23 protein-coding genes are annotated in these 19,910 nt (G+C 64.9%); 9 read left to right on the plus strand and 14 right to left on the minus strand.

Features of this window, described 5'->3' with window-relative positions; genetic code table 11:
* Nucleotides 1–17: 17 nt before the first annotated feature.
* Nucleotides 18–1,793: an acetolactate synthase 3 catalytic subunit gene (locus FHW64_RS04715; protein WP_184523518.1), complete on the minus strand. Its 1,776-nt coding sequence runs from the start codon at nt 1,791–1,793 to the stop codon at nt 18–20.
* 281 nt (nt 1,794–2,074) lie between these two features.
* Between FHW64_RS04715 and FHW64_RS04720 the strand changes: the two genes are divergently transcribed.
* From FHW64_RS04720 to FHW64_RS04745, 6 genes are read left to right on the plus strand one after another with little or no spacing between them, the layout of a single operon-like run.
* A complete protein-coding gene (locus FHW64_RS04720; RefSeq protein ID WP_184523520.1) occupies nt 2,075–2,641 on the plus strand; it encodes an RNA polymerase sigma factor in 567 nt (188 codons plus the stop codon).
* A complete protein-coding gene (locus FHW64_RS04725) occupies nt 2,638–3,066 on the plus strand; it encodes a DUF3619 family protein (protein WP_184523522.1) in 429 nt (142 codons plus the stop codon). Before FHW64_RS04720 ends, FHW64_RS04725 begins: the two co-directional genes overlap by 4 nt.
* A 16-nt stretch (nt 3,067–3,082) precedes the next feature.
* Nucleotides 3,083–3,892, plus strand: a complete 810-nt coding sequence (locus tag FHW64_RS04730) for a DUF3106 domain-containing protein (RefSeq protein WP_184523523.1) — start codon at nt 3,083–3,085, stop codon at nt 3,890–3,892.
* A gap of 11 nt (nt 3,893–3,903) precedes the next feature.
* Nucleotides 3,904–4,461 (plus strand): RDD family protein, encoded by a 558-nt coding sequence (locus tag FHW64_RS04735; protein WP_184523525.1) that lies wholly within the window; start codon nt 3,904–3,906, stop codon nt 4,459–4,461.
* A complete protein-coding gene (locus FHW64_RS04740) occupies nt 4,458–4,853 on the plus strand; it encodes a diacylglycerol kinase (protein ID WP_184523527.1) in 396 nt (131 codons plus the stop codon). Before FHW64_RS04735 ends, FHW64_RS04740 begins: the two co-directional genes overlap by 4 nt.
* Before the next feature lie 29 nt (nt 4,854–4,882).
* Complete coding sequence (locus tag FHW64_RS04745) at nt 4,883–5,473, plus strand: TIGR00730 family Rossman fold protein (RefSeq protein ID WP_184523530.1); 591 nt, start codon at nt 4,883–4,885, stop codon at nt 5,471–5,473.
* A gap of 114 nt (nt 5,474–5,587) precedes the next feature.
* On the opposite strand, the gene FHW64_RS04750 is transcribed toward FHW64_RS04745, so the two are convergent.
* Nucleotides 5,588–5,926, minus strand: a complete 339-nt coding sequence (locus tag FHW64_RS04750; protein ID WP_088957270.1) for a P-II family nitrogen regulator — start codon at nt 5,924–5,926, stop codon at nt 5,588–5,590.
* A 118-nt stretch (nt 5,927–6,044) separates the two neighbouring features.
* Between FHW64_RS04750 and FHW64_RS04755 the strand changes: the two genes are divergently transcribed.
* On the plus strand, nt 6,045–6,983 hold the full coding sequence (locus tag FHW64_RS04755; protein WP_184523532.1) for a DMT family transporter: 939 nt from the start codon (nt 6,045–6,047) through the stop codon (nt 6,981–6,983).
* 10 nt (nt 6,984–6,993) lie between these two features.
* A complete protein-coding gene (locus tag FHW64_RS04760) occupies nt 6,994–8,169 on the plus strand; it encodes a GNAT family N-acetyltransferase (protein WP_184523533.1) in 1,176 nt (391 codons plus the stop codon).
* 3 nt (nt 8,170–8,172) lie between these two features.
* Here the strand turns inward: FHW64_RS04760 and FHW64_RS04765 are convergent, their stop codons facing one another.
* The 4 genes from FHW64_RS04765 to hemN form a co-directional block, all read right to left on the minus strand.
* On the minus strand, nt 8,173–8,757 hold the full coding sequence (locus tag FHW64_RS04765) for a hemerythrin domain-containing protein (protein WP_184523535.1): 585 nt from the start codon (nt 8,755–8,757) through the stop codon (nt 8,173–8,175).
* Between the two features lie 95 nt (nt 8,758–8,852).
* On the minus strand, nt 8,853–9,305 hold the full coding sequence (gene azu / locus FHW64_RS04770; RefSeq protein WP_260303639.1) for an azurin: 453 nt from the start codon (nt 9,303–9,305) through the stop codon (nt 8,853–8,855).
* 56 nt (nt 9,306–9,361) lie between these two features.
* The gene (locus FHW64_RS04775) at nt 9,362–10,072 is read right to left on the minus strand and encodes a sulfite exporter TauE/SafE family protein (protein WP_184523539.1); all 711 of its coding nucleotides are present in this window, start codon (nt 10,070–10,072) and stop codon (nt 9,362–9,364) included.
* Nucleotides 10,073–10,075: 3 nt separating this feature from the next.
* Nucleotides 10,076–11,494 carry an oxygen-independent coproporphyrinogen III oxidase gene (gene hemN, locus FHW64_RS04780; RefSeq protein ID WP_184523541.1) on the minus strand — a complete coding sequence of 473 codons (1,419 nt, stop codon included), beginning with the start codon at nt 11,492–11,494 and terminating at the stop codon, nt 10,076–10,078.
* A gap of 31 nt (nt 11,495–11,525) precedes the next feature.
* On the opposite strand from hemN, the gene fnr reads away from it, so the two are divergent.
* Nucleotides 11,526–12,332, plus strand: coding sequence for a fumarate/nitrate reduction transcriptional regulator Fnr (fnr, locus tag FHW64_RS04785; protein ID WP_260303641.1), 807 nt, complete (start codon nt 11,526–11,528; stop codon nt 12,330–12,332).
* A 9-nt stretch (nt 12,333–12,341) separates the two neighbouring features.
* On the opposite strand, the gene FHW64_RS04790 is transcribed toward fnr, so the two are convergent.
* From FHW64_RS04790 to FHW64_RS04825, 8 genes are all read right to left on the minus strand, one after another.
* A complete protein-coding gene (locus FHW64_RS04790; protein ID WP_184523545.1) occupies nt 12,342–12,620 on the minus strand; it encodes a FixH family protein in 279 nt (92 codons plus the stop codon).
* A 20-nt stretch (nt 12,621–12,640) separates the two neighbouring features.
* Complete coding sequence (ccoG, locus tag FHW64_RS04795; RefSeq protein WP_184523547.1) at nt 12,641–14,068, minus strand: cytochrome c oxidase accessory protein CcoG; 1,428 nt, start codon at nt 14,066–14,068, stop codon at nt 12,641–12,643.
* A 10-nt stretch (nt 14,069–14,078) separates the two neighbouring features.
* Complete coding sequence (gene ccoP / locus FHW64_RS04800; RefSeq protein ID WP_184523549.1) at nt 14,079–15,002, minus strand: cytochrome-c oxidase, cbb3-type subunit III; 924 nt, start codon at nt 15,000–15,002, stop codon at nt 14,079–14,081.
* A 4-nt stretch (nt 15,003–15,006) separates the two neighbouring features.
* Nucleotides 15,007–15,144, minus strand: coding sequence for a cbb3-type cytochrome c oxidase subunit 3 (locus tag FHW64_RS04805; protein WP_184524265.1), 138 nt, complete (start codon nt 15,142–15,144; stop codon nt 15,007–15,009).
* 17 nt (nt 15,145–15,161) lie between these two features.
* On the minus strand, nt 15,162–15,791 hold the full coding sequence (gene ccoO / locus FHW64_RS04810) for a cytochrome-c oxidase, cbb3-type subunit II (RefSeq protein WP_184523551.1): 630 nt from the start codon (nt 15,789–15,791) through the stop codon (nt 15,162–15,164).
* Between the two features lie 19 nt (nt 15,792–15,810).
* Complete coding sequence (gene ccoN, locus FHW64_RS04815; protein WP_184523553.1) at nt 15,811–17,250, minus strand: cytochrome-c oxidase, cbb3-type subunit I; 1,440 nt, start codon at nt 17,248–17,250, stop codon at nt 15,811–15,813.
* Nucleotides 17,251–17,317: 67 nt separating this feature from the next.
* Nucleotides 17,318–17,455 (minus strand): cbb3-type cytochrome oxidase assembly protein CcoS, encoded by a 138-nt coding sequence (gene ccoS, locus FHW64_RS04820; protein WP_184523555.1) that lies wholly within the window; start codon nt 17,453–17,455, stop codon nt 17,318–17,320.
* 5 nt (nt 17,456–17,460) lie between these two features.
* Nucleotides 17,461–19,788, minus strand: coding sequence for a cation-translocating P-type ATPase (locus tag FHW64_RS04825; protein WP_184523557.1), 2,328 nt, complete (start codon nt 19,786–19,788; stop codon nt 17,461–17,463).
* Nucleotides 19,789–19,910: the final 122 nt, after the last annotated feature.

The raw sequence follows: 19,910 nt of genomic DNA on the forward strand, positions 1-19,910 counted from the left end.
GGGGACTGGGATCGGATTTAGAGGTCTTCGGAGCCGAGCAACATTTCGGTGATGCCCTTGCCGGCCTGCACCATCGGGAACACGTTCTCGGTGGGATCGGTCCGGAAGTCCATGAACACCGTGCGGTCCTTGAGCTTGCGCGCTTCACGCAGCGCCGGCTCCACATCCTGCGGACGTTCGATCAGCATGCCGACGTGGCCGTAGGCCTCGGCGAGCTTCACGAAGTTGGGCAGCGCGTCCATGTAGCTGTGGCTGTAGCGGCCCGAGTACTCGATCTCCTGCCATTGCCGCACCATGCCCAGGTACCGGTTGTTGAGCGAGACGATCTTGATCGGCGTGTTGTATTGCAGGCAGGTGGACAGTTCCTGGATGCACATCTGGACCGAACCTTCGCCGGTCACGCAGAACACTTCCGAGTCCGGCTTGGCGAGCTTGATGCCCATGGCGTAAGGAATGCCGACGCCCATCGTGCCGAGGCCACCCGAGTTGATCCAGCGACGCGGTTCTTCGAAGCGGTAGTACTGCGCCGCCCACATCTGATGCTGGCCGACGTCCGACGTGATGTACGTGTCGGCGTCCTTAGTCATGTTCCAGAGGGTCTCGATCACGTGCTGCGGCTTGATCACATCCTTGTTGCCGCGGTCGTACTTGAGGCAGTCCTTGCTGCGCCAGCTTTCGATGGTGTCCCACCAAGTCGCGAGCGCGCCTGAGTCAGGTCGCGTGGTGCTTTCCCGGATCATCGAGATCAACTCGGTGAGCACGTCCTTCACGTCGCCAACGATCGGAATGTCGACCTTCACGCGCTTGGAGATGCTCGACGGATCAATATCGATGTGGATGATCTTGCGTTCGTTCTGTGCGAAGTGCTTGGGGTTGCCGATCACACGGTCGTCGAAGCGCGCACCAACGGCCAGCAGCACGTCACAGTTCTGCATGGCGTTGTTGGCTTCGATGGTCCCGTGCATGCCCAGCATGCCGAGGAACTTGCGATCCGACGCCGGATAGGCGCCCAGGCCCATGAGCGTGTTCGTGACCGGGTAGCCGAGCATGTCGACCAACGTGCGCAATTCGTTCGTCGCATTACCGAGCAGCACGCCGCCACCGGTATAGATGTAGGGTCGCTTGGCGGTCAGCAGCAGTTGGAGCGCCTTACGGATCTGCCCGCCGTGGCCCTTGCGAACCGGGTTGTACGAGCGCATCTCGATCTTCTCGGGATAGCCGCTGTACGTGACCTTCTTGAAGGAGACGTCCTTCGGCACGTCCACCACCACCGGACCGGGACGGCCGCTGCGCGCGATGTGGAAGGCCTTCTTCATCGTCACGGCCAGATCCTTCGGATCCTTGACGAGGAAGTTGTGCTTGACGATGGGGCGGGTGATGCCGACCGTGTCGCATTCCTGGAAGGCATCGAGACCGATCGCCGCCGTGGGCACCTGACCGGAGATGATGACCATCGGGATGCTGTCCATGTACGCGGTCGCGATGCCGGTCACGGCATTCGTGAGGCCCGGTCCGGACGTTACAAGCGCCACACCCACGTCGCCGGTAGCGCGCGCATAGCCATCGGCCGCATGCACGGCAGCCTGCTCATGGCGAACCAGCACGTGCTGGATGGTGTCCTGCTTGTAGAAAGCGTCGTAGATGTAGAGAACTGCACCGCCCGGATAGCCCCAGACGTACTTGACGCCTTCAGCCTGAAGTGCCTTGATCAGCACCTCTGCGCCCATGAGTTCTTGCGTTTGACTGCCGGTGACGGCTGCTGCGGAAGCAAGTTCCGCCTTTGACATTTCCATGATCAACCTTTGCGATTTTCGGGAACGAAAAACCTTGGGTGCCCCTTCACCAGCTCTTTTGAAGCCGCGTCGGGACTTGAGGCCACAACCATGGGCGGACTTGTCGTACCACCGGATCGTGACCCGTTTGCCTTTTGACTTGCAGCGCGGATTATGACACCGGAAGTCGCCCGGACGGCCGAGGCACGGTCAATAAAGGCTCGGAGGCATAATCCGCGGCGAAAAAGACATCGTCCCCCGAGATATTTCGTACGCGGCGCATCCCCCGGCGCCGGATTCGCTTGGCCACTGAAAAAGAACTATCCGACTTCCTGAAGAGCGTCGAACGACGGGCCTTCAAGCGGTCCGTCTACCACGTCCGGGACGAAGAGGCGGCACTGGACATCGTCCAGGACAGCATGATGAAGCTGGCCGAGCACTACGGCGACAAGCCGGCGAACGAGCTGCCGCTGCTGTTCCAGCGCATCCTGTCGAACTGCACTCTCGACTGGTTCCGACGGCAAAAGACCCGCAAGGCGCTTTTCTCCAACCTGAGCGACTTCGAGAATCTCGACGACGACGGTGATTTCGACCTCCTCGAGCACATCCAGCTTTCGGCGGATTCCCAGGAGTCCGAGAGCGCCGAGGACTCAACGAGGCGGGCGCAGATTTTTCGCGAAATCGAGGAACAAATCGCAGCGCTGCCGGGTCGTCAACGCGAGGCCTTTCTGATGCGTTACTGGGAGGAAATGGATGTCGCAGAGACGGCGGCCGCCATGGGATGCTCCGAAGGGAGCGTCAAGACCCACTGCTCGCGCGCCGTCCACGCCTTGAGCAAGGCGCTCAAAGCCAAGGGAATTTCGCTATGAACACTACGCAATCTGCCTCTTCCGCCGCACTCGAGGAGCGGTTCGGCCGCCAGGTGGCCGCGCGCCTGACTGCCGGCAATGTCGAGCTATCGCACGAAGTCAGCGAGCGCTTGCGAGCGGCCAGGGTGCAGGCAGTCGCCCGCCGCAAGGTCGCCCAGCAGCTTCGGCCGGCACCCGTGGTGCTGTCGCGTGGCGGTACGGCGACGCTCGGCGGAAGCTGGTGGACGCGAGTCGGCTCGGTGATCCCGCTCGTTGCGCTGGTTGCAGGCCTGGTTGCGATCAGCGTCATGCAGGAAGACAACCGCACCAACGAGATCGCCGCGATCGATTCCGCCCTGCTCACCGACGACCTCCCTCCCGCGGCCTATACCGATCCGGGATTCGCGCAGTTCCTGAAGACGTCGGACGACTCGTCTGACCGCTGAACCGCCCGGCAACCGAATGCCCCAACGCCCCCCCTCCCGCGCTGTAGCGCTCGGTCTCGCGCGCGCTCGTCCGCGGGCGACTGCTGTCTGGCTAAGTGCTGGCCTCGTCATCGGGGCCGCCGGTCTTGCCGCCTCGACCGTGGAGGCCCAGTCGGTCAAGAGCTCGGCTTCGCCTCAGACTGCTCCGGCGAAGCCGACAGTCGCATCCAAGCCGCTGTGGCGTGATCTCACGGCGCGGCAGCAGAAGGCCCTGCAACCGCTCTCTTCCTATTGGGACGAGATGACGGAGCCTCACAAGCGCAAGTGGCTGGCGGTTTCGCGCGACTTCGCCAAGATGTCGCCGGAGGAACAGGAAATGCTCCATAGCCGCATGAGCGACTGGGCGAGCCTGACCAATCAGCAACGCGCCCAGGCGCGGGCCAACTTCGCGAACGTCAAGCAGGTCCCGGTGGATGAGCGCAAGGCGAAATGGGAGGCCTATCAGGCGCTGAGCGACGAAGAAAAAGGCAAGCTGGCCGAACGTGCCAAGAGCGCCAAGGCCCCTGGTGCAGCCCCAACCATCCGCCTCGTGCCTGAACAAAAGCTCGTACCCATTCCCGCTGCAGGGCCGGATGGCCAGCACACACCGAGGATCCAGCTCGCACCGCCGCCAGCCCCGGCGCCTGTTGCAGCCGCGCGTCCGGTGCCGGTGCCGGCGCCTGCGCCAGCCCCCGTAGCGGCGCCGGCGCCGAGCGTCCCGCCGGTGAGCGCCGAAGCGCAGTTTCCGCCGCCAAGCGCGACGGATGCCGCGTCGAAGGCCTCGGAACAACCTGCCTCGGCGCCCTGACACAGGTGCCAATGCGTTCCGCGCCTTCCGGCAGTTCCGGCCCCCTCCGACCGCCCGTCGACGACACCCACGGCCTTCACCTCATGGCGCCCGGACTCTGGCGCCGCATGGCCTGCTGGCTTTACGAGGGAATGCTGCTTTTCGCCGTCGTGTTTATCGCGGGCTGGCTGTTCAGCACCCTGAGCCAGATGCGCAGCGGCGTCGATTCGCGGCGACACCTCCTCCAGGCGTTTCTTTTCATCGTGTTTGGCGTCTATTTCGTCTGGTTCTGGGCGCACGGCCAGACGCTGGCGATGAAAACCTGGGGTATCCGGGTCGTCGACCGGCATGGCCGCCCGCTCACGCAGGGCCGGGCGCTGCTGCGCTACCTGTTGAGCTGGATCTGGTTCCTGCCGCCGCTGGCGGCCATCTCGCCCTTCGGGCTCGGCGCAGGTGAATCGGCAGTGCTGATCTTCGGCTGGGTCGTCGTCTGGGCGCTCCTGGCACGCTTTCAGCCCGAGCGCCAATTCTGGCATGACGTGTGGGCGGGCACGCGGCTCGTTGCATCGAAGCCTCTGAGCAGGTCGTGAGCGCCAACGACCCCCTGGTCAATCCGCAAAAGGACCGCCGCGGACTGGCCCGGGTGTGGCACGCCACGCTGATTTCACTGCACGGCCTGCGCGAAGGTTGGCGTGAACCGGCCTTCCGCCAGGAAATCGTCTTCTCCATCGTGATGTTGCCGACCGCGTTCTGGGTCGGTCGCAGCTGGGTCGAAACCGCGTTGCTTATCGCGGTTTTGGTACTCGTCCTGATCGTCGAACTTCTCAACACCGGCATCGAAGCGGCGATCGACCGCGTCGGGCCCGAGTGGCATAGCTTCTCCAAAAAGGCGAAGGACCTCGGCAGCGCGGCGGTGCTGCTGTCGATCCTCCTGTGCGGCGGCGTGTGGATCGCCGCGCTGTGGCAACGGTTTGCCACATAACCGACGCCCGGGCCGGGCATGATCGGGGGATGACTCCCTCTTTTTCGATTTGTGTGTACTGCGGCTCCCGACCCGGCGAGCGTCAGGAATTCGTCCAGGTGGCGCAGGCGGTTGGCCGATGGATTGGCGAACGCGGTGGCCAGCTCGTCTACGGCGGCGGCCGGACAGGCCTGATGGGCACCGTCGCCGAAGCCACCCGGGCGGCCGGCGGCCGCGTGGTTGGCGTCATCCCCAAGGCGCTCGTCGACAAGGAACTGGCCAACCGCCAGAGCGATGAACTCCACGTCGTCGACACCATGCATGAACGAAAGGCCATGATGGGCGAACGCGCCGACGCCTTCATCGCCCTGCCGGGCGGCATCGGCACCTTGGAGGAATTGTTCGAGATCTGGACCTGGCGCCAGCTCGGCTATCACGACAAGCCGGTCGGCATCCTGAACACCGCGGGCTACTACGACGCCCTGCTCGGATTCCTGGCGCACAGCGTGCGCGAAGGCTTCATGGGCGAATGGCAGATGGACCTCGTGCGCTCCGGCAACGAAGCAACGCCCCTGCTCGAAGCCCTGGTCGAAGAAGCCAGCCGCCACCCCCGAGGCGACAAACTAGCGGAAGTCCTTTAAACAGTCACGTCCTAAGCCAGGAACACCGCGGAACCGGCTCCGCCGGGCCGCAGGTGTTGCCCCCGGAAGGGGGTTGGCGAAGCGACACGAAGTGCGCGCAGCCTGGGGGCGAAGCTAGACCGCCGCTTCGTCTTCTTCGCCGGTACGGATACGAACCACCCGCTCGACATTCGTCACGAAAATCTTGCCGTCACCGATCTTGCCGGTGCGCGCTGCGCTGACGATCGCGTCGACACAACGATCGACGTCGTTCTCGTTGACCACGACCTCGACCTTCATCTTTGGCAGAAAGTCCACGACGTACTCGGCACCGCGGTAGAGCTCGGTGTGCCCTTTCTGACGGCCGAAGCCTTTGACTTCGGTCACGGTGAGCCCGGTGACGCCCACCTCGGCCAGGGCCTCGCGCACATCATCGAGCTTGAACGGTTTGAGGATGGCTGTGATTTGCTTCATACGGTCTTTCATTCAAAGCGGGGAAAGGCCGAACGATTATGTCATCCGGATTTCACGGGGCCGGCGCGCAAACCCTCAAGCCACACGTGATCGCCGGGGCTGTTACCCTCCTCGGGCGATGCGCACCGGTTCCCCCTTCGCCAATTTCTTCGACTCGGTCATCCCGAGCCCGCAAGGCCAGGCCTACTTCCTGCTGGTCTTCACCACACTGATCTGGGGCGCGAACGCGGTCGCCGCACGTCTTGCGGTCGGCGAGGTCTCGCCGATGTTGCTGACCTTCTCGCGCTGGATCGTCTGCTGCGCAGCGCTTGGCCTCACCTCGCGGCGCGAGATCGCAGCGCATTGGCGAACGCTGCTGCCTTCATGGCGCGCCATTGCGCTGATGGGCACGCTGGGCTTCACCGGCTTCAACGCACTCTTCTATGCAGCGGCGCACCACACCACCGCGATCAACATCGCGATCATCCAGGGCACCATTCCCGTGCTGGTGCTCGTCGGCAGCCTTTTCTTCTTCGGCACCCGAATCCGCTGGCTGCAGGCCTTCGGTGTCGTGATGACGGTCGCCGGCATCGGCGTCGTGGCGTCGCGCGGTGACATTGCCCAGCTCGCAACCCTCGGCTTCAACATCGGCGACGTCTGGATGATCGTCGCGTGCCTGCTGTATGCCGGCTATGCGCTGGGCCTGCGAAACCGGCCTGCGGTGCCTGCGATCGTGTTCTTCGCGGCAACAGCTGCGGTGGCTTGCGTGGTTTCGCTGCCGCTGGTCGCGGCCGAGATCGCGATGGGCCAGTTCTTCATGCCGACCGCGAAGGGTCTCGCGCTGATCATCTTCATCGGCCTGCTGCCCTCCTTCATTTCGCAGATCACGTTCATTCATGCAGTCGGACTGAACGGTCCCGCACGGGCCGGGGTGTTTCTCAATCTCGTGCCGATCTTCGGGCCGCTGCTCGCGGTGCTGATCCTTGGCGAGCCGCTGTCGCTGTATCACGCAGTCGCGCTGGCCCTGGTTCTAGGCGGCATCTACGTGGCCGAGAACCTCGGCGTCCGAAGGAACTGACGAGACTCCCTTGAGCGAACCGATCATCCGCATCCACCGCTCGGTCGCAGAGATCGACGCAGCCGCCTGGGACGGCCTGCTTGCCACGCAGGCTACGCCCTCCCCCTTCATGCGCCATGCCTATCTGAACGCGCTCGACGCAAGCGGCAGTGCATCGCCGGACACCGGCTGGGCGCCCCACTTCGTGACGCTGTGGCAGGACGATGAGCTCGTGGCCGCATGCCCGCTCTACGTCAAGGACCATTCGTACGGCGAGTACGTCTTCGACTGGGCCTGGGCCAATGCCTATCAGCAGCACGGTTTGCACTACTACCCGAAGGCGGTCGTCGCGGTGCCGTTCACACCGGTGCCGGGCGCTCGCGTGCTCGCGCGTGATGCGCTCGGTCGCGCGCTTCTGCTGCGTGCACTGGTCGCCTGGTGCGAGCAGAGCGAGGTGTCGTCGCTGCACCTGCTCTTCGGGGCCGACGACGACATCGCGGCCTGCGCCGACGCCGGGCTGATGCTCCGCCACACGGTCCAGTTCCACTGGACCAACGAGGACTGGGGCGATTTCGATGCCTTCCTCGCCAGCCTCTCTCACGACAAGCGCAAGAAGATCCGGCAAGAACGCCGCAAGGTCCGCGACGCGGGCGTGACTTTCCGCTGGTCGCGCGGCGCGGACATCTCCAATGCGGACTGGGATTTCTTCTACCGTTGCTACGCCCGCACCTACCGCGAGCACGGCAATCCGCCGTACCTGAACCGCGATTTCTTCCACCGCATGGCGGCGACGATGCCGGAGGCGTGGCTGCTCTTCATTGCCGAGCGCAATGGCAAGCCGATTGCATCGAGCCTGATTGCGCTTTCAGCCGGTATCGCCGGCGACAACGCCTCGGAGCATCCACTGCTGGCCTATGGTCGCTACTGGGGCGCCATCGAGCGCGTGGACTGCCTGCATTTCGAGGCCTGCTACTACCAGCCGCTCCAGTGGTGCATCGAGCATGGCGTGAAGCGTTTCGAAGGCGGTGCGCAGGGCGAGCACAAGATGGCGCGCGCCCTCATGCCGGTAAAGACCACCAGCGCCCACTGGCTCGCGCATCCGGCATTCGCGGATGCGGTCGAGCGCTTTCTCGAACGCGAAGACGCGGGCATCGAGAACTACATGGACCACCTCTGGGACCGCAGCCCCTTCCGCCACGAAGAGTGAGGCTCAGCGCGCCGCGCCCAGACCGATCGGCGCCGGCACCGCGTTGACGATGCGCCTGAAGAGCGCCGCATAGTCCGGTTCGGGATCGCAGCCCGTCAGCGGATCGCGATTCGCAAGAAACGCATCGTCGAGTTGCGCCCAGTCGTCCTTGGTGAGCACCTTCTCGGCGAGCGGAAGAATCTCCCTCTCTTCCAGTGCCATGTGCGACAGATAGAACTCCACATAGCGCTCGACCGCCTGCTCGAAGGCCTGCCGGCGCGGCTCCCCGATCATCTCGAAGGCGAGAAGCGCATGCTCGACTTCGCGGATCTTGCGCTCGCCCCGCGCGTGATCGTCATCCAGGCGATCGAGCAGTTCGCGCGAGATCGGGGTGCGTGCGCGCAGCTTCGGGAAGAGCAGCTCGGATTCCTTCCGGTGATGCCGCTTCTCGGGAAACTCGTCGACGTAGAACAGCATTGCGCGCAACGCTGCGAAGTCCGGCAGCGTGCGCTTGGCGCGGTGCTCCGCCAGCAGCAGGACGATCGACCGCAGCATCGCCGCAAGGGCCGAGTGTTCATCGCGAATGATTCGCAGGGTGGCGTGTGTCATGCCTCGCTCCAAGATTGATGAGAGCTTCGCATGCGAAGCTCTTCGCAACCTTGAGGCAGATCAAATGCGTGCAGGCGCTGCACGCATCCGCCGGTTCACTTGACGAGCTTCAGCGTGCCTTTCATCAGCGCCGAGTGCCCCGGGAACGAGCAGATGTACATGTAGCTCTGGTCGGCCTTGAGCTTGCTGGTGTCGAATGTCACCGAGGTCGACTCGCCACCACCGACGATCGACGTGGAGGCGATCACGCGCGGGTCACCGGCCTTCAGGTAGTTCTTGTCGAGACCGGCCGCGATCCCATCGGTCGCCACGGCCTGCGCATCGGCCGGCGTCGTGAGCACCCAGTTGTGGCCCATTGCCGCTTTGGGCAGCTTGCCCGTGTGCTTGAGCTTGACCGTGAACTGCTTGCAGCTCTGCGGCACGTCGATGCTGCTCTTGTTGAACTGCATCGCATCGTTGCCTTCGATCTCCACATCGCAGGTTGCAGCCGAAGCCGTACCGAGCAATGCAAAGCAGAGCGCCGCAGCGCAAGTTATCTTCATCTTCATCATTCACTCCTTTGAGATTCGAGTTTGCCGCAATCGGCCGGATTCGGGAGCCCCGTTCAGCGGCACCAGAGATCGATCTGCCGGACAATGTCGTTCCACAACGCCAGAAATGCCACCGCGGCGAGCAAGGCGCCGGCAAGGCGGCTGCCCCATTCTTTGCGTACAGCGCCCGCGCCGTGGCTCAGGCGTTGCCAGAGCCACGGCGCCGCAACCAGGGAGAGGCCGCTTCCGGCCGCGAAACCGGCCATCACCATCGCGCCTTGCAATGGCCCATCGGCCAACCCGGCCAGCATCAAGGCGGAATACAGCAGGCCGCAAGGCATGGCGACCCAGAGCGCGCCGGTCGCCAGCACCCCGACAGTCGAGCCGGTCAGCGGACGAAGCCTCGCCTGGAGCGTGCCTCCGAGCCGATGCGCCCAGACGGGCTGACGACCCAGAACCGCGAGCGACAGGCCCCACACGAGCACTGCGACGTGCAGGAGCACCCAGAAAGGCCGCAACGCCGCAACATGCTCGCTCGCGAGGCCAATGCCCCGCATTGCCGCGGCAGCAACGGCCCCGGCTGCCGCATAGCTCACGATGCGCCCCGCGTGAAACGCCAGCGTCGCACCCTGCGCGTGCAGGCCGCCGCCCATCGTTGCAGCCCCGCTTTCGCGCACTCGAACGATCCGGATGACACCCGCGCAAGCCGCGCCGCACATCGCGACGCAGTGTGGCCCTCCGGCGAGCCCCATCAGCAGCGCCGTCCCGAGCAAGGCCGTCTGCATCGCTCAGACGATCCGGGAGAAGCGCGTGCGGTTGCGATCGGCCTGCAGATAGCGGTCGAAGACCATCGCAACGGCGCGCACGAAGAACCAGCCGGTCGGCGTGACTTCGATGTCATGGTCGGTGATGTGCACCAGTCCCTGCGCGATCAGCGGTCCCAGCGCGACGAGTTCGGGCGCGAAGTGGTCTCTGAAGTCGACCAGGTGCGCGAGGCTGATCGCTTCGAAGTCCACGTGGCCCTGGCACATGATCGCCATGATGACCGCCCGGCGCAGCACGTCATCCCGCGTCAACGCCAGCCCCCGAACGACCGGGAGGCGGCCCTGGTCGAGCAGGTCGTAGTACTCCTCGAGCGTCTTGGCGTTCTGGCTGTAGGTCGCGCCAACGCGTCCGATGGCCGAGACGCCCAGTGCCACGAGATCGCAGTCCGGCTGCGTGCTGTAGCCCTGGAAGTTGCGGTGCAGTCGGCCCTGCCGCTTGGCGATCGCGAGCGGATCGTCCGGCAGAGCGAAATGGTCCATGCCGATGTAGACGTAGCCGGCAGCAGTGAAGGCGGCAATCGCGCGCGACAGCATCTCGACCTTGGTCTTCGCGTCCGGCAGGTCCTCCGCGGCAATGCGCCGCTGCGGTTTGAAGCGCTCCGGCAGGTGGGCGTAGGCATAGAGCGCAATGCGGTCCGGCCGCAGCTCGCAGACCTGCGCCAGCGTGCGGTCGAAGGAAGCCCGGCTCTGCTTCGGCAGCCCGTAGATGAGATCGATGTTGATCGAGCGGTAGCCGAGCGCGCGTGCGCTTGCCATCAGGTCGAAGACCTCGGCAGCCGGCTGGATGCGGTGGACCGCCTTCTGCACGTCCGGGTCGAAGTCCTGCACGCCGAAGCTCAGGCGGTTGAAGCCCATCGCAGCCAGCCTTTCGAGCCGGGCGCCGTCCACCGTGCGCGGGTCGATCTCGATGGACTGTTCGCGCTCGGGCGAGAGCGTGAACTCGCGCCCAAGCATTTCCAGCAGTCTCGCCAGTCCCTCGTCGTCCAGGAACGTCGGCGTACCGCCGCCCAGGTGCAACTGGCTCACCATCGCCCCCCGACCCAGCTCGGCAACCTGCAACGCCACCTCGCGCTCCAGGTAGTCGAGGTATTCGACCGCCCAGTGCTTGTGTCGGGTGACGATCTTGTTGCAGGCGCAGTAGTAGCAGAGCGACTCGCAGAACGGCAAGTGGACGTATAGCGAAAGCGGTCGCCCGTTCATGCCGGTGGCCGCGCGCTGGTGCACCGCCTGGACATAGTCGTCGGCGGTAAAGGCATCCACGAAGCGATCCGCCGTGGGATAGGAGGTATAGCGCGGGCCGGCGACGTCGAAGCGCCGCAGCACGGTGGGCGACGGCAGTTCCTGGGAATGCGAAGCGGTCGCGAATGCAGGGGATGAGTTCATCGCTGGAATCGGGGGCGGTCTGCGGCCCACTATGCCGCTGGGGCGCCTCTGGTTCCTTGATGTGGATCAACCCGCGTGCCCACGCCCGGCTCCAGAATCCGCACACACTCGACGTACATCAATGAAAACCGAAAACATCAAGGTCGCCTGCTCCAGTTGCAATCTGCGGGAACTCTGCATGCCGGTCGGTCTCGAGCCCACCGAGTTGCAGCGCATCGACGACATCGTGGCCAAGCGGCGCAAGGTCCGCCGTCGCGAGATGCTTTTCCGGAACGGCGACCGCTTCACCTCGCTCTATGCGATCCGCACCGGCGTCTTCAAGACCCGGGTGGCCAGCCAGGACGGCCGCGACCAGGTGACGGGTTTCCAGATGGCCGGCGAGATCATCGGCCTCGACGGCATCGTCAACGACCAGCACACCTGCGACGCGGTGGCTCTGGAAGATTCCGAAGTCTGCGTGATGCCCTTCGACCGCATCGAGGAGCTGTCGCGCGAGGTCACGGCCCTGCAGCGGCATGTGCACCAGATCATGAGCCGCGAGATCGTGCGCGAGCATGGCGTGATGATGCTGCTGGGCAGCATGCGCGCCGAAGAGCGCCTGGCGGCCTTCCTGCTCAACCTCGCGCAGCGCCTGCATGCGCGTGGCTTCTCGCGCTCCGAACTCGTGCTGCGCATGACGCGCGAGGAGATCGGCAGCTACCTCGGGCTCAAGCTCGAAACCGTCAGCCGAACCCTCTCCAAGTTCATGGAAGACGGTCTCGTCGAAGTCCAGCAGCGCAACCTGCGCATCCTCGACGCCGAGGCACTTCGCCGGCTGATCACGCCGGCGGGCTGCTGAGTCCACCTTTCAACGCCTGGGTGCCGGCACATCATCCGCCGGCGTCGCGGCGTGGTTGCGGCCGCTCAGCGCCGGCATCAGCTTCTTGTCGGCCAGCGTCTTGTTGATCTCTATGCCCTGCCGGTAGTAGTCCTCTGCAACCACGGGGTCCGGCGAGCGCAAGGCGAGCCACAGCGTCACGAAGCTTGCGACAACCACAACGGCGGGGCCGGCCAGGACCATCCACAGCAACGGGAAACGCCACCAGGCTTCGCTTCGGGCCACATCGTTCGTGTTTGTTGCGTTCATCGGCATCTCCTTGATCGGCATCACCGGGGCACCATGAAGGTCGCCTTCTCCGAAACCTGCGCGCCGCCTTCGGCCGCACGCACATCGAAATAGACGGGGTGCGAACCTGGGTCCGCGGCACCGTACGGCAGTTGCAGGCGGACAGCGACCCAGCGCGATTGCGCAGGTCCGACTGTCACGGGTTGCTCGGGCGACGCGTGCAGTCCCTCGAGGCCCCGGGCCTCGATGCGGTAGTGCTGCGTCTGTTCGGTCGCGTTCATGATCTGCAGGCGATACACGTTCTCGATCCGCCCGCCTTCCGCGATTCGCGCCAGCGTGCCGCGATCGCGGACCACATCCACCTTGAGCGGCGTGCGCGTGACCAGGCTGGCCAGCAGGCCGATCGAGAGGGCGACAAGAACGCCGCTGTAGATCAGCACACGCGGACGCAGCACGCGCCGCAGCACCTGCCGCGATGACCATTGCCCCGCCATGCCGTTCTGCGTGGCATAGCGGATCAGACCACGCGGCGACGCGAGCTTGTCCATGACCGTGTTGCACGCGTCCACGCAGAGGCCGCAGCCGATGCATTCGTACTGCAGGCCATTCCGGATGTCGATGCCCGTCGGGCACACCTGCACGCACAGCGAGCAGTCGATGCAGTCGCCCTGCCCTTGCGCGCGCGCATCCGTGCCCTTGGCCCGCACACCGCGCGGCTCGCCGCGGCCGACGTCATAGCTCACGATCAGCGTGTCGCGATCGAACATCGCGCTCTGGAAGCGCGCATACGGGCACATGTACTTGCAGACCTGCTCGCGCATGAAGCCTGCGTTGCCGTAGGTAGCGAAGCCGTAGAACAGCACCCAGAAGACTTCCCAGCCCGTCATGCGGGTCTGCAGGAAGGCGAGGCCCAGGTCGCGGATCGGCGTGAAGTAGCCCACGAAGGTGAAGCCGGTCCAGAGCGCGATGCCGAGCCACACCACATGCTTGAACCACTTCTTGACCAATTTTTCGATCGACAGGTCTTCGCCATCCAGCCGCATGCGGGCGATGCGGTTGCCTTCGATCTTCTGCTCGATCCACAGGAACATCTCGGCGTAGACCGTCTGCGGACAGGTGTAGCCGCACCAGAGCCGCCCCGCGACCGCGGTGAACAGGAACAGCGACAGCGCCGAGATGACCAGCAGACCCGTCAGGTAGATCAGGTCCTGCGGGTACAGCACTAGCCCGAGGATGTAGAAGCGCCGCGTCGCCAGGTCGAACAGCACCGCCTGGCGCTGTCCCCATTCGAGCCACGGTACGCCATAGAACACGAGCTGGGTGACGAAGACCATCAGCCAGCGCCAGCGCGCGAAGACACCGTCGATGGAACGCGGGTAGACCTTCTGGTGCGCCTCGTAGAGGCCCCCTGTCTTCTCGGCCGCCGCGATCGGGATCACACGGCGCGGCCTCGGCGCGGAATCCGGCACGTCGCGCCCCTCAGGGTGACCCGGCGACGGAGGACTTGCCGTTCGACAGGCCCCACACGTAGGCGGTCAACACGTGGATCTGCGCCTCCGTGAGGCGGCCCTGCTGCGCCGGCATCTGGTTGGTCTTGCCGGTGTTGATCATCTGGATGATCGCTTCCAGGCCGTAGCCATGCAGCCAAATCCGGTCCGACAGATTGGGCGCACCCACCGCCGTGTTGCCGACGCCGCCAATGCCATGGCAAGACGCGCAGACGGTGAACTTGCTCTTGCCGAGGCCCGCCCGCACCGAGTCATGCGGACTGCCGGACAGACTCAGCACGTAGTTGGCGAGGTTCTTCACGTCCTCCGGCGTGCCGACCGCTTCGGCCATCGGCGGCATGGTCCCGATGCGGCCGAGCGTGATCGACTCCTTGATCTTCTCCGGCGAACCGCCGTGCAGCCAGTCGCTGTCGGTGAGGTTCGGAAAGCCCTTGCCGCCCCGCGCATCGGAGCCGTGGCATTGCGCGCAGTTGTTGAGGAAGAGGCGCTCGCCGATCGCCATCGCGCCCGCATCGGACGCGACCTTCTCCACCGGGAGTGCCGTGTAGGCGGCATACACCGGCTCGAGCTCGCGGTTGGCCTTCGAGAGGTCCCTGGAGTACTCGCCGTCGGTGCTCCAATCGAGCCGGCCCTTGTAGCTGCCCAGCCCCGGGAAGACGAAGAGATACCCCAGGCCGAAGACGATCGTCAGCACGAACAGGCCCATCCACCAGCGCGGCATCGGGTTGTTCATCTCGCGCAGGTCCTCGTCCCAGACGTGGCCCGTGGTGTTGTCCTCGCTGGCGGGGGTCTTGCTGCGTGCGGTGATCCACAGCAGCAGGAGGCAGGCCAGGATGCTGACGACCGTGGCGATCGCAACGAAGTGCGACCAGAAATCGTGGGTGAAGTCGCTCATGGTGTCAGTCCTGCTCAAAGGGCAAGCGGGCCGCCTCTTCGAAGGCCACGGCGCGGCGGCGCGAATAGGCCCAAGCGAGGATGCCGATGAAGGTCACGAAGGAAACCAGCGTGGCCGCGATGCGCAAGGTGGTGATGTCCATTTCCATGATGGGCTCCTTCACTTGAGCGCAAGGCCCAGCGATTGCAGATACGCCACCAGCGCATCCAAATCAGTCTTGCCCTTGACTTCGGCAGGCGCGGCGGCGATCTGCTCGTCGGTGAACGGCACGCCGACACGGCGCAACGCCCGCATGTGGTCTGCGGCATCGGACGGCGTGACCTGCGTCTTCTCCAGCCACGGATACGCAGGCATGTTCGACTCGGGCACCACGTCGCGCGGGTTGTTCAGGTGAATGCGATGCCACTCGTCGCTGTAGCGACCACCCACGCGGTGCAGATCGGGACCAGTGCGCTTGCTGCCCCACTGGAAGGGATGGTCATAGACGAATTCACCCGCCACCGAGTAGTGGCCGTAGCGAAGTGTCTCTGCGCGGAACGGGCGGATCATTTGCGAATGGCAGTTGTAGCAACCCTCGCGCACGTACACATCGCGACCGAGCACCTGCAGCGCAGTCGGCGGCGTGAGACCGGTGATCGGCTCCGTGGTCGACTTCTGGAAGAAGAGCGGCACGATCTCCACCAGGCCGCCGACGGCGACGACCAGCAGGATCAGCACGATCATCAGGAAGTTGTTGGTCTCGATCTTCTGATGCGAGAAGGTGGAGGGTTCGGGGGCGTTGGAGCTCATTGTTCTTTCCTCGATTCCTTCAGGCGTGGGCTGGGGCGGGCATGGGGATCTGTGCGCGCACCGAGTGGCCGGCGCCGATGGTCATCACGACGTTCCACGCCATCACCAGCATGCCGGCGAGGTAAAGCACGCCGCCGATCACCCGCACCACGTAGTACGGATAGGTGGCCTTCACGCCTTCGACAAAGGTATAGGTGAGCGTGCCGTCGGCGTTGATCGAACGCCACATCAGCCCCTGCATCACGCCGGCGATCCACATCGCGGCGATGTAGAGCACGATGCCCACCGTCGACATCCAGAAGTGCAGCTCGATGGCCTTCATGCTGTACATCTCGGTGCGGTTGTAGAGACGCGGGATCAGGTAGTAGAGCGATCCCATCGTGATCAGGCCGACCCAGCCCAGCGCGCCGGAGTGCACATGCCCGATCGTCCAGTCGGTGTAGTGCGACAGCGCATTCACCGTCTTGATCGACATCATCGGACCCTCGAAGGTCGACATCCCGTAGAAGGACAGCGCCACGATGAGGAAGCGCACGATCGGGTCCGTGCGCAGCTTGTGCCACGCACCCGAGAGAGTCATGATCCCGTTGATCATCCCGCCCCAACTCGGCGCGAGCAGGATCAGCGAGAAAACCATGCCGATGGATTGCGTCCAGTCAGGCAGAGCCGTGTAGTGCAGATGGTGCGGACCCGCCCACATGTAGGTGAAGATCAGGGCCCAGAAGTGCACGATCGACAGCCGGTACGAATACACCGGGCGCCCCACCTGCTTGGGGATGTAGTAGTACATCATTCCCAGGAAGCCTGCAGTGAGGAAGAAGCCAACTGCGTTGTGGCCGTACCACCACTGCACCATCGCGTCCTGCACGCCGGCGTAGGCCGAGTAGCTCTTCATCCAGCCCGCAGGAACGGCGGCACTGTTGACGATGTGCAGCAAGGCAACGGCGATGATGAACGCGCCGTAGAACCAGTTGGCCACGTAGATGTGCCGCACCTTGCGAACCGCAAGGGTTCCAAAGAACACGATCGCATAGGCTACCCAGACCACCGCGATCAGGATGTCGATCGGCCACTCGAGTTCCGCGTATTCCTTGCCGCTGGTGTAGCCCATCGGCAGGCTGATCGCGGCGGCCACGATCACGGCCTGCCAGCCCCAGAACACGAAGGACGCAAGGCCCGGTGCGAAGAGTCGAACCTGGCAGGTGCGCTGCACCACATGGAAGCTCGTTGCCATCAACGCGCATCCGCCGAACGCGAAGATCACCGCGTTGGTGTGCAGCGGACGCAGTCGGCCATAACTGAGCCATGGAATGCCGAAGTTGAGATCGGGCCACGCCAGCTGCGACGCGATGACCACGCCGACGAGCATGCCCACCACGCCCCAGACCACCGACATGATGGCGAACTGCCGCACCGCGGTGTCGCTGTAGACCGCTGCGGGAGGATTCGGAGATTGCATCGTCGGACCTTTTCTTATGAACTGGTCCGAGTTTCCAAGTGGCCCGCGAGAGCCGGATTGATGCAGATCAATCGTTGCGCAGAATGCGCTCGCCCTCGTGGTCGACGTTGTCGAACTGACCACAGTGCACTGCCCACCAGAGCCCGCCGAGGATCACAAGCACCAGCACCACGGAAAACGGAATGAGCAGAAAGAGGATGTCCATCGGAATCAGGCTCCCGGCTGCCGCGCCAGACGCGACGCATTGAGCACGACGAACAACGAGCTGGCCGCCATGCCGAGCCCCGCAAGCCACGGTGGCAGCCATCCGAGCAGTGCCAGCGGCACGCACAGCGCGTTGTAGCCCGCAGCCCACCAGAGGTTCTGTCGCACCACGCGCGAGGTTCGCTTCGCCTGCGAGAGAGTGCGCACGATGGCCCCGAGTTCGCCGCCCATCACGATGAAATCCGCGCGTGCCTGCGTCAGCGGAACGGCATGTCCAAACGCGAAGGATGCGTTCGCCTGCGCGATCACCGGGCCGTCGTTGAGACCATCGCCGACCATCACGACGCGATGCCCCTCGGCCTGCCATCGGCGCATGGTGCGAAGCTTCTCTTCGGGAAGGCAATCGCCGCGCGCATCGCGGATGCCGGCCCGCTGAGCGACCTCCCGGGCAGCCGCGTCGCGATCGCCGGAAAGAAGCTGCACCGACAAGCCCTGCTCCTCGAGCGCGGTCACGGCCGATGCGGCATCGTCCCGCAGGTCCTCCGCCAGCACGAAGCTCGCGATCCACCCTTCCTCATCGGCCAGATGAACCTGCGCGGCACTCGACTGCAAAGGCGGGACGCCGCAGAAGGCCGAAGCACCCAACCGAACGACTCGCACTTCACCTCCTGCGTCGCCCTTGCGACGCAGGAGGCCGGCGATTCCTTCTCCCGCGAGCTCTTTCCCTTCGACCAGTTCCCACGACGGCGATGAGCGGAACTGGCCGTTCCACGCATTCACCAGCGCGCGCGATGCCGGATGCAGCGATTGCGCCGCCAATGCGGCGGCAAGCTCGACCGCATCGCCGGGCCGCAGTCCTTTGCGGCAATAGACGCGCTCCAATCGCGGCACGTCCCGCGTGAGCGTGCCGGTCTTGTCGAACACGACTGTGTCGACCGTGGCCAGCGTTTCCAGCGCCTGCAGGTTGTTCACCATCACGCCGTGGCGAGCGAGCGAGCCGGCGCTCGCGAGCATCGCCGCGGGCGTCGCCAGCGACAGCGCGCACGGGCAGGTGACGATCAGCACCGAGACGGCCACCATCAGCGCCTTACCCGAATCGATGTGCCACCACAATGCGGCCGCCAGCGCCGCAGCGGCGAGGACAGCAAACAGGAAGGGCCGCGCCGCGCGATCAGCCAGTTGCGCGAGGCGCGGCTTCTGCATCGATGCGCTTTCCATCAGCGCGACGATCTGCGCGAAGCGCGTGCCCTGCCCGATCGATTCGATCCGCACCCGAACCGCGGACGCAATGTTGTGGCTGCCCGCGAGAACGCGGTCCCCGCAAGGGCGCGGCACTGGACGCGATTCGCCAGTCAGCAGCGCCTCGTCCGCGGTCGTGTCGCCTGCGATCACGACACCATCGGCGGGGAAAGCCTCTCCGGGCAGCACGCGGATCACGTCACCCACGGCCAACCTGCGAACCGAAACGCGCGTGAACAGGCCACCCTTGCCAAGGCGCTCGACGCTGTCCGGCAGCCGGTTCATCAACGCTTCGAGCGCACCTGCCGTGCGATCACGCAGCCGCGTCTCCAACCATCGGCCGGTGAGCAGGAAGAAGACGAACATCGTCAGCGAATCGAAGTACACCTCGTGGCCGAGCGGCCCTTCCGCATCGAAGGTCGCCGCGGTGCTGACGATGAAGGCGATCGCGATGCCGAGCGACACCGGCAGGTCCATGCCGATGCGCCGCGCACGGAGATCGCGCCACGCGCTGCGGAAGAACGGCCCGCACGAAAACAGCATCACCGGCAGCGTGAGCACCCATGAGGCCCAGCGCAGCAACTGGGCCGCATCGGGCGACATGTCGCCGGGCTGCGCGATGTACGCGGGATACGCGTACATCATCACCTGCATCATGCAAAAGCCCGCGACGAGCCAGCGCCACAAAGCGAGGCGGGTTTCGCGGGAGCGTCTGCCACGCGCCGACACATCACCTGCCGGCACCAGCGCATAGCCTGCAGCTGCCGACGCTGCGAACCAGCGCGATGGCTTGACTGCAGTGGAAGACCAGACGATGCGCGCCCGATGGCTGGCCGCATTCACCTCCACGCGCTCGACACCCGGAACGCGACCCACCGCTTCTTCAACCGAAAGCGCACACGCCGCGCAGTGCATGCCCTCGACCACCACCTGCGACTCCCATCGCCCACGCGCTTCGTCGCCATCGAGCAGGCGACCGAACTCCGGCCACTCGGCGGGATCATCGAGAAGCGACCAGTCGGGCTGCGTTGCCGACTCGTCGGGAAGATCGTGAAAGGAGCGCGCGGACGGGCCGTGCGTAAGCGCAGCTTGCATGCGGCAAGGCTAGCGACGCGCCTTCGCCGCGACTTTGATCCAGGTCAAATCAACGCGGCCGCCCAAAAAGAAAACGCCTCGCGACATTTGCCGCGAGGCGCTTCACCAGAAACTTCCGGGGC

The organism is Variovorax sp. Sphag1AA, from assembly GCF_014192575.1.
Classification (GTDB): Bacteria; Pseudomonadota; Gammaproteobacteria; order Burkholderiales; family Burkholderiaceae_C; genus Variovorax.